Raw genomic sequence first — 17,452 nt, forward strand, 5'->3', positions numbered from 1 at the left:
CTGCAACAAAAGAAACAGGGCACAATTAGCGCTGTGTACCGGCAGACAATACGATTTTTCCTGTCCGCAGACCTTTGGCTTTGGCTTCAAAAACAATCTCACCGGATTGCTCCGTACTCTGCACAATAGCCGTCAGCTGTCCATTGAAAGCGGGCATCTTGGGCAAGTGGAAAAGGTCGAGGCTGGTGGCGTCACCATTAGCGGCGGCGCGATAACGGCCGGCTCCCTTCACAGAGAAAGAAACAAGACGGTTGTCGGACGGACAAAGATTACCGTCTTTATCGACAACACGGACCGTGATATATGCCAAATCTTTGCCATCGGCAACAAGTCCGGTACGGTCCGCCACCAATTCCAGATGATGAGGCTTGCCGGCGGTATGGACAGTTTTTTCCTCTACCGGTTTGCCGGCAGCATCATAGGCTACCACTTTCAGTTCGCCCGGTTCATAAGGAACATCCATCCACATCAGGCGGTAGCGACGCTGCAAGGCAAGCGAGTCTTTACCCTGCAAGGCTTCACTCTCTCCGGCTGTAAGTTTACGCTGCTTGCCGTAGCTCTTACCATTGATAAAAAGCTCTGCGCCGGGATAGTTGGTATAAACGAAAACGGGAGTATTCTCTCCTTCCCTGCCCGGCCATGTCCAATGAGGAAGGATATGCAGCGTATTCACATTCTTGTTCCAAATGCTGCGATACAGGTAATAACGGTCTTTAGGCAGACTTGCCAGGTCTATGATACCGAATACGGAGCTATGGCTGGGCCAGGAATCCGTATCGTATGGAGAAGGTTCACCCAAATAGTCGAAACCAGTCCAGACAAACTGCCCGATAGTCCAGTCATAATCATCAGCCAAGGCAAAATCCACATCGGGGATATTAGACCAATAGCAACACTCTATGTCATATCCCGAACATTGATGGTCGTCATACCGCACACTGGCACGCTTCTCCACCGGAAATTTATAGACGCCGCGTGAACTGACGGTAGAAGCAGTCTCCGACCCCAGAATGATATTTTGCGGAAGCGCATTATAGGATTCTACATAACGGTGAGCACGATAGTTAAGACCGGGTACGTCTATCATGGCGGCAAATCCGTTTTCCAAGACACAAGATACCTGATCCATACCGCAGGTAACAGGACGCGTAGGGTCTTCACGATGGCATATATCCTGCAGGAACGAAGCGACTTTATAACCTTCCGGACTGCATTGCGTAGGCACTTCATTGCCAATGCTCCACATTACCACACTGGCATTATTACGGTAATGACGCAACATATTCACCATGTCCCGCTCCGCCCATTCGCCAAAGTAGCGGTGATAACCGTTTTCACATTTGGCAATGTCCCATTCGTCAAAAGGCTCTATCATCATCATAAAGCCCATCTCATCACAAAGCTCCACTAATTCCGGGGCCGGCATATTGTGTGAGGTACGGACTGCGTCGCAACCCATATCCTTCAACAGCGTAAGCTGGCGGCGAAGGGCGGCTACATTGACAGCAGCTCCCAAAGGTCCTAAGTCGTGATGATTGCAGACGCCCTGAAATTTACGGTGCTTGCCATTCAGGAAGAAGCCTTTGTCGGCAACAATCTCTATGCTACGAATACCGAAGCGGGTGATGTATTCATCCACCTGTTTACCGTCTACGTATATTTTGGAAGATGCTTTATATAAATAAGGTGTCTCCGGCGACCATAAGGCGGGACTGTTTACCAGAAAATTCTGTTCGAAAGGCCGGCCGTGATTAATCTTACCGGTATTATCTTTTACGGCAACCACCTTACCGTCCGGCGATACAATCTCCGTTACCACACGGATATTATTTTCTCCCGCATTGGCTATCTCCGTGCGCAGACGTACGGAAGCGTATTCGGAAGATACGTGCGGAGTGGTGAGTTGCGTGCCCCACACCGGAACATAGATACGGTCTGTTGTTACTACACGTACATTGCGATACAGTCCTGCACCGGGATACCAGCGAGAAGACTGCGGTTTGTTCTCCAGGCGAACCGACAACACATTATTCTTGCCATTCTCATTCAGCAGTTCCGTAACGTTGCAATGGAAAGAATTATAGCCAAACGGCCAAAAGCAGGCTTCTTTCCCATTGACGTACACACGGGCTTCACTCATGGCTCCGTCAAAAACCAGCGTTGCCTGTTTGCCGGCAGGAACATCGAATTTCGTACGATACCAGCCAACGCCCACATACGGCAGTCCGCCGGAACGCCCTGTCTTAACGGATGCCTTCTTCTCAAAATTCTGTGTAATGGCAACATTCTGCAAATCGTTGCTGCGGTCGAAAGGTCCGAAGATAGCCCAATCGTGCGGTACGCTGACAGTCTCCCACTTACTGTCGTCAAACTCCGGCGATACGGCCCCGGTTACATCACCCTTAGTAAATTTCCAATTCTTCTCAAGCAAAAATTCCGAACGCTGTGCTTGTATCATAGCAGACAGGAAAAGCCCGCAACCTACAATCAACATTCGTAAAGTCCCCAAATTCATGCAATTCATAGTCTTAAATTATTTTTCTGCAAATATAGAAAAATTGCGGTTACTCCGGTCTGTCCCATCAATAATTAGTCAAAGATAATGAATATGCAATCGTTTGCATTTATACTTAACCCGATTGCTGTCAACAATAAAGCATTTATTCCGAGATTCCCCTATTTTTGCAATCGCATCGGAGAAGCTAAAATAAGCAAGTTCATTTTGTACCGCTTTCGGCTTGCAGTATCTTCAAAATAAGATAAGCCGCACTCAGCATTAAAAATAAGCAAGCATATTTTGTACTGCCTTCGGTTTGCATTACCTTTGGCTGAAAAAGAAATAATACTCATGAACAAACCGCAGATAACTATCAAGGATATTGCCCGGGCGTTGAATGTCTCTCCTTCCACCGTATCGAGAGCGCTCAAGGATAATCCGGACATCAGCCGGGAAACCCGTGACCTCATCCATGCCTACGCGCGCGAACATAATTATAAGCCCAATGTACTTGCCGTCAACCTTCGTTCAAGCCGCAGCAACACGATTGGCGTGATTGTGCCCCAACTGGTGCATCACTTCTTTTCGTGCGTATTGAGCGGTATCGAAACGGCGGCGGCCGAAGCCGGTTACAATATAATCGTGGCGCAAAGCAACGAATCGTACGGGCAGGAAGTAAAAATAGTTCATTCTTTTCTCGCCGCCCGTGTCTGTGGCGTCATTGCATCTCTTGCCAAGAATACGGAACAATACGATCATTATCAGGAACTCTTAAATAATAATATTCCGATTGTTTTCTACGACCGCATCTGTACCGGACTGAAGACGGAGCGAGTAGTGGTCGACGACTATGCCGGTTCGTTTGCCGCTGTGGAGTACATGATTCAGACAGGATGTAAACGCATCTTCTTTTACGGAGCCGATCCGCATCTTGAAATTACCAAGAACCGGCGTAACGGTTATCTGGATGCCATGAAGAAATACAAGGTTCCCGTAGACGACAGCATGATTAAGTTATGCGACAATCGCGAACGCGCCATTGCCATAACACCCGATTTGCTGGAAAGCGACAACCGCCCCGACGGATTCTTTGCGATTAACGACGAAACGGCGGCAGGCATATTGTATGCCTGCAAGCTGGTGGGACTAAAAGTACCGGACGAGGTTTCTATCTGCGGGTTCACCGATGGAGCCATCGCCCAAAGTACCGACCCGAAACTGACAACGGTGGAGCAGCATGGAGAGGAAGTCGGCAAGAGCGCATTCGGCATCCTTACCGACAAGCTGGAAGGGAGTGAGGAGAAAAGCACCAATAAGATTGTACGGACGAATCTGGTGGTGAGGGGAACGACGAAATAATGAATTATACTAATATCATAAAAAACAAAAGAACAATGAAAGTAAAACCCGATTTAAGTTTCTGGAAACTGTGGAACATCAGCTTCGGTTTTTTTGGCGTACAGATCGCGTATGCCCTGCAAAGCGCGAATATCAGCCGTATATTCTCCACTTTGGGAGCTGACCCGCACAGTTTGAGTTATTTCTGGATATTACCGCCGTTGGCAGGTATCATAGTGCAGCCTATTGTAGGAGCCGCCAGCGACAAGACCTGGACGAGATTCGGACGTCGCATTCCTTATTTATTCATCGGTTCGCTGGTTGCGGTGCTCGTCATGTGCCTGCTGCCCAATGCGGGCAGCTTCGGCATGGCGGTAAGTACGGCCATGATTTTCGGTCTGGTATCGCTGATGTTTCTGGACACCTCTATCAATATGGCGATGCAACCGTTCAAGATGATGGTAGGCGATATGGTGAATGAGAAACAGAAAGGACTCGCCTATTCCATTCAGAGTTTCCTATGCAATGCCGGCAGTCTGGTGGGGTATCTGTTCCCGTTTATATTTGCGTGGGTGGGCATCAGCAATACGGCGCCGCAGGGGGTAATTCCCGATTCTGTAATCTATTCGTTCTACATCGGAGCCGCTATCCTGATATTCTGCGTTATTTATACAACGGTCAAAGTCAAGGAAATGCCGCCTGCGGAATATGCCGAGTATCATGGCATCACAGAAGAACAGGAACATGAGAAAGTCAATATGCTGAAGCTGTTGGTTAAAGCGCCGAAAGCCTTTTGGACGGTAGGACTGGTGCAGTTCTTCTGCTGGTTCGCTTTTATGTTTATGTGGACATACACCAACGGCAGCATAGCCGCAAATGTTTTTGACGCACCGACCGTTGAACACACTGTAAACGGAATCACTAAAATAGTTCTTGACACCAAGAGCCTGCAATATCAGGAAGCCGCCAACTGGGTAGGCGTACTGTTTGCCGTACAAGCCATCGGCTCTGTACTTTGGGCGGTCTGCATCCCTATGTTCAAAGACCGCCGCTTCATTTACGCGCTGAGCCTCGTGTTGGGCGGTATCGGCTTCATATCCACTTATTTTGTACACAGCCAGTATGTGCTGTTCATCTCTTTCCTGCTGATAGGTTGCGCATGGGCCGCCATGCTGGCGCTGCCTTTCACCATTCTGACCAACGCCTTGTCCGGCGGGCACATGGGCACATACCTCGGACTGTTCAACGGAACCATCTGTATCCCGCAAATCGTGGCAGCGGCATTAGGCGGAAGTATTCTGGCACTGTTTACGCCGAAAGGAATGCTTCCCCCGGAAATAAACATGCTGGTAATGGCGGGTGTGATGCTCATTATCGGAGCCGTCTGCGTATATCTGATAAAAGAGACCAAAGGAGAAAGGTCGTAAACCACCACCCGACGCCCCGTTCCTCACCAAGGAACGGGGCGTTTCTTTTTCCCGCATCTTATTTGTTTATCCGTTTATTTGTCTATCTTTACACCGATAACACAGAAAAAGAGCGCCATGAAGAAATACCTTAAAACCGATGAATGGAATATTATAGAAGATAGTTTTCAAGCCGACCGCATGCGGTGGTCGGAAAGCATATTCAGTCTTGGAAACGGCCGTTTCGGACAACGGGGACATTTTGAAGAACCATACAGCAGCGACAGCTATCGCGGCGCATTCGTGGCAGGTATCACTTTTCTGGACAAAATGCGTGTAGGCTGGTGGAAGAACGGTTTTCCGCAATTCTACACACGCATCCCCAATGCTCCGGACTGGAGCCGTATCAGCCTGCGCCTCATCGACGAGGAACTGGACTTGGCACAATGGGATGTGGACAGTTTCAACAGACGCCTCGATATGAAAGCGGGTATTTCTTATCGGGACGCGGAAGTAACCTCTCCGCGGGGAAACAAACTCCGCCTGCACGTGGAACATATCGCCAATATGGCTCACCCCAATCTCTGCCTTATAAAGTACAGCGTTACGTCCGTCAACTATACAGGCAAGGTTTCACTCGTGCCTATCCTTGACGGAGACACCGCGAACCCGGTCAGGCATCCGGATGAAAAGATATGGAATATCCTGCGCTCCGGCACCACCAGCGATTGCGCCTATCTGTGGACGCAAACCAGGCGGGAAGATGCGCAAATATGCTATGCCATGACCTACCGGTTCTTCAAGAACAATAAAGAGACTTTTGCCAACCCGATACGGATAGAAAAAGAAAAACAGGCCGGATTCAGCGTAGGCACTGAAGTGAAGCCGGGAGATACCGTGACGCTCGTCAAATACATTGCCATAGCATCGTCCCTTTATTATGAACGGCAGGATTTGATAGAAGCCTCCGTAGCAGAAGCCCGCAACGCCCAAAGTACAGGTTGGGATGCTCTGGAACAGGAGCACCGGAATGCCTGGCAGGAGATATGGGACGAAACCGATGTCAGTATCGAAGGCGACCCGGAAGCCCAGCAAGGCATACGCTACAACATCTTCCAGCTCTACCAAACATACCGGGGAGACGACCCCCGCCTGAATATCGGCCCCAAAGGTTTCACCGGCGAGAAGTACGGCGGAAATACTTACTGGAATACCGAATTGTGCTGCGTACCTTTCTTCCTGCTTTCCACCCCGAAGAAGATTGCCGAAAACCTGCTGATATACCGCTATAAGCAACTGCCCAAAGCCATTGAGAATGCCCGTAAGTTAGGATTCGACAATGGAGCCGCCCTCTTTCCGCAAGTCACCAGCAATGGAGAGGAGTGTCACAGCGAATGGGAGATTACCTTTGAAGAGATTCACCGGAACAACATGATTGTCTATGCCATTCTGCAACACTCCACCCTCACAGGCACACTGGATTACATCGCCCGCTACGGACTGGAAGTAATGATAGCCATCAGCCGCTTCTGGAGCCAACGGGTGTCTTTCTCACAACCCAAACAGCAATACGTCATTTTGGGAGTTACCGGACCCAACGAATACGAGAATAACGTAGACAATAACTGGTACACCAACTACTCCTGCATGCGCTGTCTCAGAACCACCCTCAGTTTCCTTGAAATCATCGCACGGCAATACCCCGACGAATACGCCCGCATACGCCGTATCACCCGTCTGAACTATACGGAAGAGAGCGAACGCTGGCGGGATATTATCGAACGGATATATCTGCCGGAAGACCCGGAACGCGGTATCTTCGTGCAAAACGACGGTTATATGGACAAAGTTCTGCAAAGCGCCGATGCCATTCCCGATGGCGAGCGCCCCATCAACCAGTACTGGTCGTGGGATCGTATCCTGCGTTCCTGTTACATCAAGCAGGGTGACGTTCTGCTCGGGCTATACCTCTATTATTTCAACTTCGACCGGGAAACCATCCGCCGCAACTTTGAGTTCTACGAACCGATGACCGTGCACGAATCGTCCCTTTCCCCGCATATCCATTCCATTCTTGCCGCACGCATCGGAAAGGTGGAGAAAGCGTATCAATTATTCTTACACGCCACCCGCCTCGACCTGGACGACTACAACAACGAAGGAGACCAGGGACTGCATATCACCAGTATGCCGGGCAGTTGGCTGGCTATCGTACGCGGGTTTGCGGGATTGCAAATACTGAACGACACACTCAAGATAGAACCCGTCATACCGGAGAAATGGAGCAGTTACTCGTTCAAAGTGAACTACTTAGGCAATACGCTGCATATACAGGTAAGCAAAGAGATAAAAATCAGCCTGACCGCCGGAAGCCAACTGAACATACAGGTATATCAAAACGTTTATGAATTAAGACAAGGGTTGGCTTTGACCGTCAACCTCAAAGACTTGTCTTAATCGGAATAAATGAAGAAAATGTATCTGTTCGCCTTGGCGGTGACGTTCATCATTACGTCCTGCGGGCAAAAAAAGAGGGAAGAAACCACCCTCGTTCGACCTGTGAAAACCGCTACCGTACGTTCACAGTCGGTAATTCTCAAGGATTTCTCCGGCATGGTAGAAGCGGTGGAATATGTGAAACTGGCATTCCGTGTCAGCGGACAAATCATCAACCTTCCGGTAGTGGAAGGACAAAGGGTAAGGAAAGGACAACTGATCGCCGCCATCGCCCCCCGGGATATCTCCCTGCAATATGCCGCCGACAAGGCTGCCTATGAAACCGCTGCCGCGCAGGTCGAGCGCAACGAGCGTCTGCTGAGCCGCCAGGCCATTTCCTTGCAGGAGTATGAAATCAGCGCAGCCAATTATCAAAAGGCCAAATCCGCCTACGAACTATCTACCAACAATATGCGGGATACGAAACTGCTCGCCCCTTTCGACGGCTCCATCGAAAAGCGTCTGGTGGAGAACTATCAGCGTGTCAATTCGGGAGAGGGGATCGTACGGCTGGTAAATACGCAGAAACTGCGTATAAAATTCACCGTACCCGATGATTACCTGTATCTGCTTCGTGCCAAAGACGCCACGTTCAAAGTGGAGTTCGATACTTATAAGGGTACGATATTCAACGCCAAACTGGAAGAATATCTCGATATTTCAACAGACGGTACGGGCATCCCGGTTACCATCATCATCGACGACCCAGCTTTTGACCGTGCCGTATATGATGTGAAGCCCGGATTTACCTGTAACATCCGTCTCGCCTCGGACATCGCCCCTTTCATAGAGGAAAAGCTGATGAATGTACCGTTAAGCGCCGTATTCGGCGACAGCGAGAACAAGAACACCTATGTGTGGATCGTGAAAGATAACAGGGTAAGCCGTCGCGAAGTAACCGTATATTCACCGACCGGTGAAGCCAATATTCTCATCTCCAAAGGGCTGAAACCGGATGAAACCGTTGTTATCGCCGGAGTATACCAACTCGTAGAGGGGCAGAGAGTAAAAGAGGTAGAGTAACAGCCTTTCCCCTATCACTTTATAACTTTATCACCCTATCACCTTTTACATATGAACTTAGCCAAATATTCATTAGACAATACAAAGATTGTCTATTTCTTCCTTGCCGTATTGCTCATCGGCGGCATATTCTCATTCGGCCGTTTGGGAAAGAAAGAAGACGCCCCCTTTGTCATCAAGACGGCGGTCATTATGACACGCTATCCCGGAGCCGAACCCGCTGAAGTGGAACGGCTCATTACCGAACCTATCTCCCGCGAAATACAGAGTATGAGCGGAGTGTACAAGATAAAGTCGGAGTCCATGTACGGACTTTCCAAGATTACGTTCGAGTTGCAGCCTTCGCTCTCCGCAGCATCTATCCCGCAGAAATGGGATGAACTGCGTCGTAAGGTTCTCAACATACAGCCCCAACTACCCGCCGGAGCTTCCGTGCCAACGGTATCGGACGACTTCGGCGATGTATTCGGCATTTATTACGGACTGGTCGGCGACGACGGTTTCTCTTATGAAGAAATGCGCAACTGGGCGGAACGCATCAAAACTCAGGTCATCACCGCCGAAGGAGTGATGAAAGTAGCCCTGTTCGGTACACAGACGGAAGTAATCAATATCTTTATCTCCGTAAACAAGTTGGCGGGGATGGGTATCGACCCCAAACAACTGGCAAGCCTGCTGCAATCGCAGAACCAGATTATCAATACGGGTGAAATCGGCGCGGGCGAACAACAGTTGCGCATTATCGCCAACGGTACTTATACCACCGTCAACGACATCCGTAACCAGCTAATCACCACTCCCGGCGGCCAGGTCAAGCTGGGCGACATAGCCATTGTCGAAAAGGGCTATATGGACCCGCCCGGTACTATCATGCACGTCAACGGAAAACGGGCTATCGGCATCGGTGTCTCCACCGACCCGCAGAAGGATGTAGTAAAAACCGGCGAACTGGTAGACAAGAAACTCGCCGAGCTGCTGCCTCTCATTCCCGTAGGGCTGGAATTGGAAAGCCTTTATCCCGAAAACATCATAGCCAAAGAAGCAAACAATGGTTTCATTATCAACCTGATAGAATCCATTCTGATTGTAATTGTCATCATCATGCTGGTAATGGGGATGCGTGCCGGCGTGCTCATCGGTTCTTCACTGATATTCTCCATCGGCGGTACGCTGCTTATCATGTCATTTTTGGGAGTCGGATTAAACCGTACCTCGCTGGCAGGCTTCATCATCGCCATGGGAATGCTGGTGGACAACGCTATCGTAGTGACCGACAACGCGCAAATCGCCATAGCCCGCGGTGTAAACAGACGGAAAGCGCTGATAGACGGCGCCACCAAACCGCAATGGGGACTGCTTGGAGCAACGTTTATAGCCATCTGCTCCTTCCTGCCGCTTTATCTTGCGCCGTCTTCCGTCGCCGAGATTGTGAAGCCGTTGTTCATCGTCTTGGCCATCTCGTTAGGATTAAGCTGGGTACTGGCATTGACGCAAACCACCACTTTCGGTAACTTCATACTGAAAGCCCGAACCGGCAACAGCAACAAAGACCCCTACGACAAGCCTTTCTACCATAAGTTCGCATCTGTCCTCAGCCTGCTGATACGCAAAAAAGCGTTGACGTTGGGAAGCATGGTCGTATTGTTCATCCTCTCCCTCGTTGTCATGGGACTGATGCCGCAAAACTTCTTCCCCTCACTGGACAAGCCCTATTTCCGTGCCGACGTATTCTATCCCGACGGATACGGTATCCGCGATGTAGAGAAGGAAATGAAGAAAGTGGAAGCCCATCTGCTGGAACAGCCGGAAGTGAAACGGGTTTCCGTCACCTTCGGCAGTACCCCGCTACGCTACTATCTGGCATCCACTTCCGTCGGTCCGAAGCCCAACTTCGCCAACCTTCTGGTAGAAGTGACAGACAGCAAATATACCAAGGAATATGAGGAGAATCTGGACAGCTATATGAAGGAGAATTACCCCAATGCCATCACCCGCACCACGCTCTTCAAGCTCTCGCCTGCCGTAGATGCCGCTATCGAGATAGGCTTTATCGGCAATAACACGGATACTTTAGTGGCGCTGACCAACCGGGTTCTGGAGATGATGCACCGTGACAAAGACCTTATCAATATACGCAATTCATGGGGCAACAAGATTCCCATATGGAAACCCGTATACAGCCAGGAGCGTGCGCAACCGTTAGGCGTGTCCCGCCAGAGCATGGCGCAAAGCATACAAATCGGCACCAACGGAATGACATTGGGAGAATACCGGCAAGGCGACCAAGTACTCCCTATCCTGCTGAAAGATAATACAACCGACTCATTCCGCATTAACGACCTGCGTACACTGCCCGTATTCGGGACTACGCGTGAAACCACCACGCTGGAACAGGTGGTCGGTGAGTTCGACTATCAGTATAAGTTCTCCAATGTAAAGGACTACAACCGCCAAATGGTTATGATGGCACAAGCCGACCCCCGCCGGGGAGTGAACGCCATTGCCGCCTTCAACCGTGTATGGGAACAGGTGCAGAACGAAATAGACGTCCCCGAAGGATATACCATGAAGTACTTCGGCGAACAGGAAAGCCAAGCCGAATCCAATGCCGCACTGGCAGCCAATATGCCGCTGACGTTTTTCCTGATGTTCGTCACCCTGCTGTTCCTGTTCAAGACCTACCGCAAGCCCATTGTCATATTGCTGATGTTGCCGCTCATCTTTATCGGCATCGTATTGGGGCTGCTGCTATTGGGCAAGACATTCGACTTTTTCGCCATCTTGGGTTTACTGGGACTTATCGGGATGAACATCAAGAACGCCATTGTCCTCGTAGACCAAATCGATGCGGAAACGGCTGCCGGAAAAGCGCCGCGCGAAGCGGTCATCAGCGCAACGACCACCCGTATCGTTCCCGTAGCCATGGCATCGGGCACCACCATTTTGGGTATGCTGCCGTTATTGTTCGACGCCATGTTCGGCGGTATGGCAGCCACTATCATGGGCGGTCTGCTGGTAGCTTCGATACTCACCCTGTTTGTATTGCCTGTGGCCTACTGTGCGATACAGGGAATAAAAGGATGAAGGGATTTACGATTTGACTATTTACGATTTACTATTTGAATGATGAGAAAAATTATACTTATATTATCAGTAATCAGTCTTGGCATAAGCGCCGAGGCGCAGGAAACGTATCTCAGCCGCGAGGCCTATCGGGATAAAGTGGAAGCATACAGCCAACTGCTGAAGCAACAACGCCTGAAAGCCGCCGCAAGCACCGAGGCCCGCAAAATAGCGCAGACAGGCTTCCTGCCCAAGATAGACATTACCGCCGAAGGGACCGCCAACTTGAGCCACCTGGACGCTTGGAACAGTCCTGCGGGACAATACCGTCCCTATACCTACCAGGCATTGGCTACATTGGGGCAGCCTCTTTATACAGGCGGCTCGCTCATTGCCCAAAAGAGAATAGCCAAAGCCGATGAGGAACTGGATAAGCTTGCCATAGAGCTGACACTCGACCAGATACACTACCAGAGCGATGCTATTTATTGGAACGCTTCGGCCGCATTGGCGACACTCGAAGCTGCCGCCCGTTTTGAAGAGATTGTCAACCGGCAATACAGCATCATTCAAGACAGGTTCGATGACGGCGCCATCAGCCGTACGGACTTATTAATGATTTCCACCCGCAAGAAGGAGGCTGAACTGCAGTTCATCAAAGCCCGTCAGAACCATACCCTCGCCTTGCAGCGACTCAATATTCTGATGGGAGTAAAACCGGACGCCGCGGTAGACAGTCTTTGCGAAATCGGCGCCGGCTCTCCTCCCATTGATTTACTGAGCCTCGACGAAGTATTAGGACGCCGTGCGGACTATGCCGGAACCAATGTCAGTATCGTCAAGAGCGAAGCGCAACGCAAGGCCGCCCTCAGCCGGTACAATCCCCAACTCAGTATGTTTTTGGCTACCGGATGGGATACCGGTATCGCCTATATGGGACAGGACGTACCCCACACCCCCATTGCGGGGCTCAATCTCAACATCCCCATTTTCCGATGGGGGGCACGCTTCAAGACCAACCGCCAGCAAAAAGCATATATAGGTATCCAGAGATTACAGCAAAGCTATGTAGCCGATAATATTTTGGAAGAATTATCCGCCGCTACCACCAAACTGACGGAAACGGAACAGCAGGTAAAGACAGCCCAAGAGAATATGGCGCTTGCCGAAGAGAATCTCGACCTGGTTACGTTCTCATACAATGAAGGCAGGGCAAGCATGGTCGATGTGCTTTCCGCGCAACTTTCGTGGACGCAAGCGCAAGCCAACCTTATCAACGCGCACCTTGCCGCAAAAATGGCAGTGGCCGAATACAGGAAAGCCATCAGTGAATAAAGGCAAGCGTAAAAAAGAATGTGTTAAAACTATGAATGACAGAATGAGAAGTCATTCATAGTTTTAACACATTCTTTTATATCATCAACCCCTTACCCGAGGAAGGAAATCAGCACGCCCGCCGCTACCGCAGAACCGATAACACCGGAAATATTACTGGACATACAGTAATTCAGCACATGGTTCTTGGGGTCGTACTTGGTAGCGATTTCATTACATACACGACTCGCCATAGGCACAGCGCTCAACCCTGTTGCGCCAATCAGCGGATTAATCTTCTTCTTGGAGAACAGGTTGAACAGTTTCACAAAGAAGATACCGCCCGAGATAGACAAGGCGAACGCAAGGAAACCGCCGATAACGATACCGATAGTAGTCCAGTTAAGGAACGCCTCGCTCGTCATGGTAGCACCCACGCTCAATCCCAGGAAGATGGTTGCCGCATTCATAATGCTGTTGGCCGCCGCATCGAACAGGCGGCTGGTATCGGAACCTATTTCCTTAATCAGGTTACCGAACATCAACATACCAATCAAAGGTACCGCCGTCGGTACGAAAAGGGCTACAATGGTAGTAACGGCAATCGGGAAGACAATCTTCAATACACGCAGGTTCTTTATCTCGGTCTTTGAAGGATACAGCTTCTCCTGCTCCTTCATGTTAATCATCAGTTCCTTCTTGCTGCAAAGCAGTTTCACGACCAATGGAATGATAACCGGAACCAACGCCATATACGAGTAGGCCGCAATAGCGATAGGACCCAGCAAGTGCGGAGCAAGTTTAATGGTAGTAAAGATAGCCGTAGGACCGTCTGCGCCACCGATAATGCCCAATGCACCGGCTTCCTGCGGTGTAAAACCTATCATTACCGCGCACAGCAGCACTGTAAAGATACCAAGCTGTGCAGCCGCGCCGAATATGGAAAGGCGCAGATTGCGGAGCATAGGTCCGAAGTCCGTCAGCGCACCCACACCCATAAAGATGATGGGCGGCAGGAATCCGGTCTTTATCAGCATATAGTAGATGAAGTTCATCAGTCCGAGGTCGTGCGCAATCTCATGCAACGGCATCTCCCAGATGTTCTTCAGCACTCCGTTCACCATTACCATACCGTTTTCATCCGCCTGAATCACGCCCATCTCTCCGCCGGGGAAGTTGGCTATGAGCACACCGAAAGCGATGGGAACCAGCAACAGCGGTTCGTAATGCTTCTTGATGCCCAGATACAACAAAATGAAGGCAATGGCATACATTACAAGGAACGACGGATCGGCAATGATATTGCTGAACGCCGTCATATCATAAAGTTTCGCAAATATATCTTCCATTATCCAATCTTCATTAATACATCATCTTCAGAAACAGAATCACCCGGATTGACACAGATAGCGGTAACCGTTCCGCCAAAGTCGGCACGGATAGCATTATAAGTCTTCATCGCCTCGATGTAGCAAAGCAGGTCGCCTTCCTTCACCTTGTCTCCTACCTTGAGCGGAGTTTCCTGCGCATTCTTGGTCAGGAAGAACTTGCCTTCGAGCGGAGCCGCCACTTCCTGTCCTTCGCCTACGGGGGCGGTGACTTTCTCGGTAGCGGAAGCCGGCAGGTCTATGTCGCCGTAGGCCACCGTCACGCGATAAGCCTGTCCGTCCACCTGTACAGTAAGCGTTTTGGGTTTGGCGTCATCCAAAGGAGATTTATCACGTTCGGCACGGCGTTTTTCCACGTCTTCCAGAAAGTCCTCTTTGGCCTTGCCGCTCTTGTACGCCTCGTATTGCGCCGGATGCATGGCATACTCAAAGAGTTCCTCATCATCCTCTCCGAGTTCCCACTTGTTTTCTTTCATCAGCTTGCGGTACTTATCAAGCGCATCGGGATAATTGTCCTGCGGGTTGCCGTTGAAGAATTTACGTCCCTCACGTTCCGCCTTTTCCACGATTTCGGGCGCAAGCTCACCCGGCAGTTTACCGGCTTTGCCCAACAGCATATCCCAAATATCGTCGGCTATCATGCCCCAACGTTCCTTGCCTTTCTCCATAGCCATCACGTTCATCATGGACAGGTTCTTTACATATTGGCTGAACGGGGTTACCAACGGCGGGTAACCTACACGCGGCCATACGTAAGCCACTTCGTTGAAGAGTTTAATCAGCAGTTCGTCCTGCTTCATAAACGGCAGGTTACGTTTAGCCTTATACTTGTTGATAGATTCCAGATTGGACTCCAAGTCCGCCATCAAGCTGCCCATCATGCCGCCCGGAAGTCCCGGACCAATCAGCAACGAGTTCATCAGACGGTTCTTCGGGCTGATGTACAGGCCGAGGAAATCATCCATAAACTCTTGTATCAGGGCGCGCACCTTCATGTAGGCTTCCATATTGACCTCAGGTACTTGGAAACCGGCGTCTTTCAGCATGGCTTGCACGCTAAGCAGGTCGGCATGTCCGGTACCCCATGACAGCGGTTCCATACCTACGTCGATGTAGTCGCAGCCGGCTTCACATACTTCGAGAATGCTCGCCATATTGAAGCCGGGACCCGCATGGCTGTGATATTGAATGGGAATTTCCGGATGGGCGGCTTTGATATTGGCCACAATCTTGCCCAGAGATACCGGACGACCGATACCGGCCATGTCCTTTATACAGATTTCGTCCGCACCCAGTTTGATAAGCTTCAATGCCATATCCGTATAATACTCCACTGTATGGATAGGTGAATGGGTGATGCAGAGAGAGCACTGCGAAATCATTCCCGCCTCGTGCGCATAAGTGATGGAGGGGGCGATGTTACGTATATCGTTCAGTCCGCAGAAAGTACGCGTGATGTCCGTACCCTGCGCTTTCTTTACTTTATAAAACAGCTTGCGCACATCGGCGGGCACAGGGCTCATGCGCAAACCGTTCAGCGCACGGTCCAACATATGTGTCTGGATGCCGGCTTCGTGGAAAGGTTTCGTCCACTCGCGCACAGCCTTATTGGGATTCTCGCCGAACAAAAGATTTACCTGTTCAAAACCGCCGCCATTCGTTTCTACACGGGCAAAACATCCCATCTCGATAATGGCGGGAGCTACCTTTACCAGTTGGTCTACACGGGGAACATACTTTCCGGCGCTTTGCCACATATCCCTGAATACCAAACTGAACTTAATTTCTTTTTTCATACTAAATTATTCCTGTGTGTGTTTATATAAGATTAGTTATTTCAGATTTTCTCTACTTTCGCTACCTTGCCCTTGCCTTGCGTCACCACCGTAACAGCCGCGTTGATGGCCGCCATGATATTGCCGGGAATAGCCGCAGGAGCATTTGCCGCCTGTTTGGCAGGAGCAACCTCTTCGGGAGCATATTTATTCACAAGAGCGATGAGGAGTTTACCTAAGTAGATAACAATCAGCAGGATGGCAAAAACCGTTGCCATACCTACTACCATTAGCAGGAGCGCTAAATTCAAGTTTTCCATATTATAAATTATTAGTTATTCTATCGGAATTGCAAAAATTCGTCCGAAATTAGCGATAATTCGTTAAAGAATAGTGTGATATAATTATAAATAATGCTAAAACAGAAATTCCCGTGCCGTCCGGAAGGGCAACACGGGAACTCATTTATCAATACTGCGATGTCGGTACAGAATCCTGTCCGGATACGATAAAGATTATCCTAACGGATTTTCTTCTTCACCGCCGCCCGTATCATCTCCATTGCCGCCATTGCCGGAAGCTGAAGTTTTGCCCCACTCTTCCCAACAGATATTACTGTCTACCATACTACGGGTAACAACCTTATTATTAATGTCCCGTTCGACCTCGGGAATGAAACGGACACGTACACCCGCTATTTGAGAAGCGCTGACCTCTTTAGACGTTTTCACTCCATTCTTGTTGGCGGCAGCCGTATAATAAAAAGTACCTACCCCGTCTATTTTCACCGTACGTCCTTGCGCCATATAAAGAGAAAGTACGCTTCCCAAATTCTTAATGATGGCATACGCGTCACCACGGGTAACGGTAGAAAGCAACGCCAATTGATCCGCCACCTGATTACTTGTAACAGCTTTGCCCCATGTGATGGACTGAGGATACCATAAACCGTTGATTTTTTGTTGAGTTTTCTTATAAAACATAATTGATAATGTATTAAGTAAATATATAATAGTTGCCAGTGAGCCAGTCATCACCGCTTTGACCGATCAGATTGAAGGCCGACCGAAACCGCATCTCTTTCAAGAAGTATAAGGAAGAACTCTACCGCGAGGCCTCAACGATAAAGTATTTCGCTTTTCTCAAATTCGA

The 17,452-nt window shown here is 49.7% G+C and carries 11 protein-coding genes; 6 read left to right on the plus strand and 5 right to left on the minus strand.

Annotated elements, in window-relative coordinates; all coding sequences use genetic code 11:
* Positions 1 to 25: 25 nt before the first annotated feature.
* The gene (locus tag BUB52_RS02640; RefSeq protein WP_009122418.1) at positions 26 to 2,494 is read right to left on the minus strand and encodes a glycoside hydrolase family 2 TIM barrel-domain containing protein; all 2,469 of its coding nucleotides are present in this window, start codon (positions 2,492 to 2,494) and stop codon (positions 26 to 28) included.
* A 354-nt stretch (positions 2,495 to 2,848) separates the two neighbouring features.
* On the opposite strand from BUB52_RS02640, the gene BUB52_RS02645 reads away from it, so the two are divergent.
* From BUB52_RS02645 to BUB52_RS02670, 6 genes are all read left to right on the plus strand, one after another.
* Positions 2,849 to 3,856, plus strand: a complete 1,008-nt coding sequence (locus tag BUB52_RS02645; RefSeq protein ID WP_039950921.1) for a LacI family DNA-binding transcriptional regulator — start codon at positions 2,849 to 2,851, stop codon at positions 3,854 to 3,856.
* 35 nt (positions 3,857 to 3,891) lie between these two features.
* Positions 3,892 to 5,262 (plus strand): SLC45 family MFS transporter, encoded by a 1,371-nt coding sequence (locus BUB52_RS02650; RefSeq protein WP_022219179.1) that lies wholly within the window; start codon positions 3,892 to 3,894, stop codon positions 5,260 to 5,262.
* A gap of 117 nt (positions 5,263 to 5,379) precedes the next feature.
* Positions 5,380 to 7,698 (plus strand): family 65 glycosyl hydrolase domain-containing protein, encoded by a 2,319-nt coding sequence (locus tag BUB52_RS02655; RefSeq protein WP_009122422.1) that lies wholly within the window; start codon positions 5,380 to 5,382, stop codon positions 7,696 to 7,698.
* A gap of 9 nt (positions 7,699 to 7,707) precedes the next feature.
* Entirely contained in the window at positions 7,708 to 8,760 is a 1,053-nt protein-coding gene (locus BUB52_RS02660; RefSeq protein ID WP_009122423.1) for an efflux RND transporter periplasmic adaptor subunit, read from the plus strand.
* 51 nt (positions 8,761 to 8,811) lie between these two features.
* The gene (locus BUB52_RS02665) at positions 8,812 to 11,844 is read left to right on the plus strand and encodes an efflux RND transporter permease subunit (RefSeq protein ID WP_009122424.1); all 3,033 of its coding nucleotides are present in this window, start codon (positions 8,812 to 8,814) and stop codon (positions 11,842 to 11,844) included.
* A gap of 39 nt (positions 11,845 to 11,883) precedes the next feature.
* Complete coding sequence (locus tag BUB52_RS02670; protein ID WP_009122425.1) at positions 11,884 to 13,158, plus strand: TolC family protein; 1,275 nt, start codon at positions 11,884 to 11,886, stop codon at positions 13,156 to 13,158.
* Positions 13,159 to 13,250: 92 nt separating this feature from the next.
* Here BUB52_RS02670 and BUB52_RS02675 read toward each other — a convergent pair whose 3' ends face one another.
* The 4 genes from BUB52_RS02675 to BUB52_RS02690 all read right to left on the minus strand — a co-directional run bounded on the left by BUB52_RS02675 (position 13,251) and on the right by BUB52_RS02690 (position 17,283).
* Positions 13,251 to 14,486 carry a sodium ion-translocating decarboxylase subunit beta gene (locus BUB52_RS02675; RefSeq protein ID WP_009122426.1) on the minus strand — a complete coding sequence of 412 codons (1,236 nt, stop codon included), beginning with the start codon at positions 14,484 to 14,486 and terminating at the stop codon, positions 13,251 to 13,253.
* A complete protein-coding gene (locus BUB52_RS02680; RefSeq protein ID WP_009122427.1) occupies positions 14,486 to 16,321 on the minus strand; it encodes a biotin/lipoyl-containing protein in 1,836 nt (611 codons plus the stop codon). Before BUB52_RS02680 ends, BUB52_RS02675 begins: the two co-directional genes overlap by 1 nt.
* A gap of 41 nt (positions 16,322 to 16,362) precedes the next feature.
* The gene (locus BUB52_RS02685; RefSeq protein WP_009122428.1) at positions 16,363 to 16,620 is read right to left on the minus strand and encodes an OadG family protein; all 258 of its coding nucleotides are present in this window, start codon (positions 16,618 to 16,620) and stop codon (positions 16,363 to 16,365) included.
* Between the two features lie 195 nt (positions 16,621 to 16,815).
* On the minus strand, positions 16,816 to 17,283 hold the full coding sequence (locus BUB52_RS02690) for an HU family DNA-binding protein (RefSeq protein ID WP_374938774.1): 468 nt from the start codon (positions 17,281 to 17,283) through the stop codon (positions 16,816 to 16,818).
* Positions 17,284 to 17,452: the final 169 nt, after the last annotated feature.

The organism is Bacteroides clarus YIT 12056 (assembly GCF_900129655.1).
Lineage (GTDB): Bacteria > Bacteroidota > Bacteroidia > Bacteroidales > Bacteroidaceae > Bacteroides > Bacteroides clarus.

What these genes read in the sequence shown, in the direction of transcription:
- BUB52_RS02640 (WP_009122418.1), bottom strand. Translation starts at nt 2,494, where the DNA reads ATGTTGATTGTAGGTTGCGGGCTTTTCCTGTCTGCTATGATACAAGCA.
- BUB52_RS02645 (WP_039950921.1), top strand. Translation starts at nt 2,849, where the DNA reads ATGAACAAACCGCAGATAACTATCAAGGATATTGCCCGGGCGTTGAAT.
- BUB52_RS02650 (WP_022219179.1), top strand. Translation starts at nt 3,892, where the DNA reads ATGAAAGTAAAACCCGATTTAAGTTTCTGGAAACTGTGGAACATCAGC.
- BUB52_RS02655 (WP_009122422.1), top strand. Translation starts at nt 5,380, where the DNA reads ATGAAGAAATACCTTAAAACCGATGAATGGAATATTATAGAAGATAGT.
- BUB52_RS02660 (WP_009122423.1), top strand. Translation starts at nt 7,708, where the DNA reads ATGAAGAAAATGTATCTGTTCGCCTTGGCGGTGACGTTCATCATTACG.
- BUB52_RS02665 (WP_009122424.1), top strand. Translation starts at nt 8,812, where the DNA reads ATGAACTTAGCCAAATATTCATTAGACAATACAAAGATTGTCTATTTC.
- BUB52_RS02670 (WP_009122425.1), top strand. Translation starts at nt 11,884, where the DNA reads ATGATGAGAAAAATTATACTTATATTATCAGTAATCAGTCTTGGCATA.
- BUB52_RS02675 (WP_009122426.1), bottom strand. Translation starts at nt 14,486, where the DNA reads ATGGAAGATATATTTGCGAAACTTTATGATATGACGGCGTTCAGCAAT.
- BUB52_RS02680 (WP_009122427.1), bottom strand. Translation starts at nt 16,321, where the DNA reads ATGAAAAAAGAAATTAAGTTCAGTTTGGTATTCAGGGATATGTGGCAA.
- BUB52_RS02685 (WP_009122428.1), bottom strand. Translation starts at nt 16,620, where the DNA reads ATGGAAAACTTGAATTTAGCGCTCCTGCTAATGGTAGTAGGTATGGCA.
- BUB52_RS02690 (WP_374938774.1), bottom strand. Translation starts at nt 17,283, where the DNA reads ATGTTTTATAAGAAAACTCAACAAAAAATCAACGGTTTATGGTATCCT.